This is a genomic window from Achromobacter sp., assembly GCF_036567245.1.
Classification (GTDB): domain Bacteria; phylum Pseudomonadota; class Gammaproteobacteria; order Burkholderiales; family Burkholderiaceae_B; genus Achromobacter.
The window spans coordinates 1-3495 of the sequence record NZ_DATCUY010000619.1; the positions used below are offsets into that span (position 1 = coordinate 1).

4 protein-coding genes are annotated in these 3495 nt (G+C 66.9%); 2 read left to right on the forward strand and 2 right to left on the reverse strand.

Going from position 1 to position 3495, the window contains the following annotated elements:
• Positions 1-720 (forward strand): tripartite tricarboxylate transporter substrate binding protein (locus VIR09_RS26300; RefSeq protein ID WP_332015532.1); only part of this gene is annotated, 720 nt, incomplete at its 5' end.
• A 64-nt stretch (positions 721-784) separates the two neighbouring features.
• Here VIR09_RS26300 and VIR09_RS26305 read toward each other — a convergent pair.
• Positions 785-1576, reverse strand: a complete 792-nt coding sequence (locus VIR09_RS26305; RefSeq protein ID WP_332015533.1) for an RNA methyltransferase — start codon at positions 1574-1576, stop codon at positions 785-787.
• 130 nt (positions 1577-1706) lie between these two features.
• Between VIR09_RS26305 and VIR09_RS26310 the strand changes: the two genes are divergently transcribed.
• Entirely contained in the window at positions 1707-2492 is a 786-nt protein-coding gene (locus tag VIR09_RS26310; RefSeq protein ID WP_013395177.1) for an inositol monophosphatase family protein, read from the forward strand.
• 67 nt (positions 2493-2559) lie between these two features.
• Here the strand turns inward: VIR09_RS26310 and VIR09_RS26315 are convergent.
• A partial coding sequence (locus VIR09_RS26315) for an FAD:protein FMN transferase (RefSeq protein ID WP_332015534.1) occupies positions 2560-3495 on the reverse strand: 936 nt, incomplete at its 5' end.

The window sequence follows — 3495 nt, forward strand, 5'->3', positions numbered from 1 at the left end:
CCCGACGGCTACACGCTGCTGTTCGTGGCCGTGACCAGCGCCATCAACCAGACGCTGTACAAGAACGTCAATTTCGACCTGACCAAGGATTTCACGCCGGTGGCGCTGGGCGCCAAGGTGCCGAACATCCTGGTGGTGAACCCGCAAGTGCCCGTGAAGACGGTGCAGGAACTGGTGGACTACGCCAAGAAGAATCCCGGCAAGCTGGCATTCGCGTCGTCCGGCAGCGGCACTTCCATCCACATGGCGGGCGAACTCTTCAAGATGCAGACCGGCATCGACGTGCTGCACGTGCCCTACAAGGGCAGCGCTCCCGCCGTGACCGACCTGATCGGTGGCCAGGTGCAATTCATGTTCGACAACATGCCTTCGTCCTGGCCCCACGTGCAGTCGGGCAAGCTGCGCGCCCTGGCCGTGACCACGACGGAACGCTCCAAGAGCGCCCCTGACGTGCCGACGATGAAGGAGTCCGGGTTCGCCAACTTCGACGTGTCGTCGTGGTTCGGCCTGATCGCGCCTGCCGGCACTCCGCCCGAAGTCGTGAACAAGCTCAACGCGGCCATGGTCAAGGCGCTGGACAAGCCCGAAGTGCAGCTCAGCTTTGAAAAGCTGGGCGCCGTGGGCGTGAAGACCACGCCGGCCGAATTCGGCCAGTTCATCAAGTCTGAAGTGGAAGGCTGGGCCCCGGTGGTCAAGGCCTCGGGCGCCAAGGTGGACTGATTGTCGATTTCCGGGCGGCGTGCCGCCCGGCAAACCTTGCTAGGGGACAGGCGTGAGCCTGCCCCTATTTTTTTGTCCCGCCGTTGCGGCGCGCCGTGGCCAGCATGGCGGTGCAGACGCCGCGCATCATGTCCACTTCGTCGCGGCTCAGGGCATGGCGCGAGAACAGGTGCCGCATGCGCGGCATCAGCTTCTTGGGGTGGGCGGGATCCAGGAACTGCACGCCGATCAGCGCCTCTTCCCAGTGCGCCAGGAAGGCCTGCACGGCTTCGCTGGAGGCCGGGGCCGCGCCGCGCGGCGTCTCTTGCGCAGTGGAGGCCGGCAGCAGCGCCGCGCCCTGGTCCACCAGCAGCGCATAACGCAGCTCCCAGGCGGCAAGCTGCAGGGCCTGGGCCACGTTCAGCGAGCTGTACTCGGGGTTGGCGGGAATATGGCAGATGCGGTGGCACAGCGCGATCTGGGCGTTCGTGAGGCCGGCGCGCTCCGTGCCCAGCACCACGGCGGCGACGCCTTCGGCCGTCTCGCCCAGATGGGCGCGGGCCAGTTCGGCCGCCTGGCGGATATCGCAGGGCGGCGGCCCCAGGTCGCGCACCCGGGCGGTCAGCGCGAAAGCCATGGTGACCGGCGCCAGCGCCTCTTCCAGCGAGTCGTGGATGCGGGCGTTTTCCAGCACGTCCAGCGCGCCGCTGGCGAGCGCCACGGCCTCTGGCTGGCTTGTTACATCTGGAAATTTAGGCTCGACCAGCACCAGTTCGGAGAAGCCCATCGTCTTGATGGCGCGGGCCGCCGAACCCACGTTTCCGGGGTGGCTGGGGTTCACCATAATGAAGCGAACGCGTGAAAATGCTTGAGTCATTTAAAATGGCACGTTTGGCTTAGTGCCTTCCTGGTTTTTTGGGTCGATTTCCCCTATGGGGACAACGGCGGACCGGGGGGCGGCAAGCGGCCTACCATCAAGCCAACTCATCGCATTCGTACGGAATTTTATGCACCCGATGCTCAACATCGCCATCAAGGCGGCCCGGCGTGCCGGCACCATTATCAACCGTGCCAGCATGGATTTGGAACGACTCAGCGTGGCTCGCAAGGGGCCGCGGGATTATGTCACGGAAGTCGATCGCGCCGCCGAGGAGTCGATCGTCGAGACGCTGCGCGCGGCTTACCCGGACCACGCTGTCCTGGGCGAGGAATTCGGCCTGCAAGGCCCCGACCAGGCCGAGTTCCAGTGGATCATCGATCCCCTGGACGGCACCACGAACTTCATCCACGGCCTGCCCAACTACGCCGTGTCCATCGCGCTGACGCATCGCGGCCAGGTCACGCAGGCGGTCATCTATGACCCGACCCGCAACGAACTGTTCACGGCCAGCCGTGGCAGCGGCACCTTCCTGAACGACCGCCGCGTGCGCGTGTCGGGCCGCACCCGCTATCACGAGGCCCTGCTGGGCGCGCACTGGCCCAACTCCGGCGATCCGGAACAAGGCTCGGCGCGCTTCCGCCAGATGGCCGAAGGCAGCACCGGCGTGCGCCGCCTGGGCTCCACCGTGCTGGACCTGGCCTACGTGGCCTGCGGCCGCCTGGACGGCTTCTGCGGCGTGGGCCTGAAGGCCTGGGACCTGGCTGCGGGCAGCCTGATGGTGCTGGAGGCCGGCGGCCTGGTCGCCGACTTCGACGGCGAGCAAGGCTGGATGGACACCGGCAACGTGCTGGCCGCCAGCCCCAAGATCTTCACGCAGATGCTGTCCTCGCTGAATCCGCCTTCGGCGGCTTGAGGCCTGGCGGCTTCGCCTGAATGAAAAAACCGGCCCGATGGCCGGTTTTTTTATGCATGCCGGACGTTCAGGCAGCTTGGCCTTGCAGCATCACGCGCCCATCGGGCAGCACAAACCAGGCGCGCAATCCCAGTTCTCGCACCACCTCCTGCGTTGCCTCCAACGGCATGTGCGAGAAAGCCGTGGACAGCGCATCGGCCATGGTTGCTGACTGCGCCATGACGGAGACGCTCAGATACGGTGGCCGCGCACGCCCGGTGCGCGGATTGAACAGATGGGTGTACTGGCCCGCTGCGTCGATGGCGGTGCCATAGCCGCCGGAAGTCGCCAGGGCCTGGTTCCCCATGCTGGCGGTCGCGAGCGTGCGCCCGGGATCGCGCGGATCCGCGATGCCGACCCGCCACGGCTGTGGCGCGGCGCGGCTGTCCAGGCCTTGTATTTCGCCCATGTCCACCAGCGCCCGCTCCAGTCCGCCGCGCTTGAGGAGGTCGGTGACGCGGTCGGTGATGTAGCCCTGGGCGATGCCGTTGAGCGTGATGGCCATGCCGGGCCGCCGCAGTTCGATGCGGTTGCCGTCCAGCAGCACGTCGGCATGGGATACGCGCGACAGCGCTTGCGCCACGGCCTCGGGCGGCGGGCCGTCGGGGGAGGCGCCGGGCTGCGAGAAGTGTTCGGCGTACAGCTGCCATAGCGGCTGTACGGTGGGATCGAACATGCCTGCGGTCAGTTCGCCATAGCGCCGGCTCTCGCTCAAGAGCCGCAGCAGATCGGACGGAGGATTCTCCAGGAAGCCCTGGCGGTTCAGGATCGAGAGCGCGCTGTCATCGCGGTACAGGCTGAAGATCGCCTCAAGCCGCCGCAGCTCCTGCAGGGACTGCGCAATCAGGCGCTGGGCCACGGCCGTATCGGGATGATAGAGGCGCAGTTCGGCATCGGCCCCCAGCGCCGTGCCTTGCCAAATGACGGGAGCGACCGAGGCGGCCGCGCGGCGCGCGGCGACGGG

Bases quoted from the DNA above. Each gene is read 5' to 3' on its own strand.
- VIR09_RS26305 (WP_332015533.1), bottom strand. From the start codon at position 1,576: ATGACTCAAGCATTTTCACGCGTTCGCTTCATTATGGTGAACCCCAGC.
- VIR09_RS26310 (WP_013395177.1), top strand. From the start codon at position 1,707: ATGCACCCGATGCTCAACATCGCCATCAAGGCGGCCCGGCGTGCCGGC.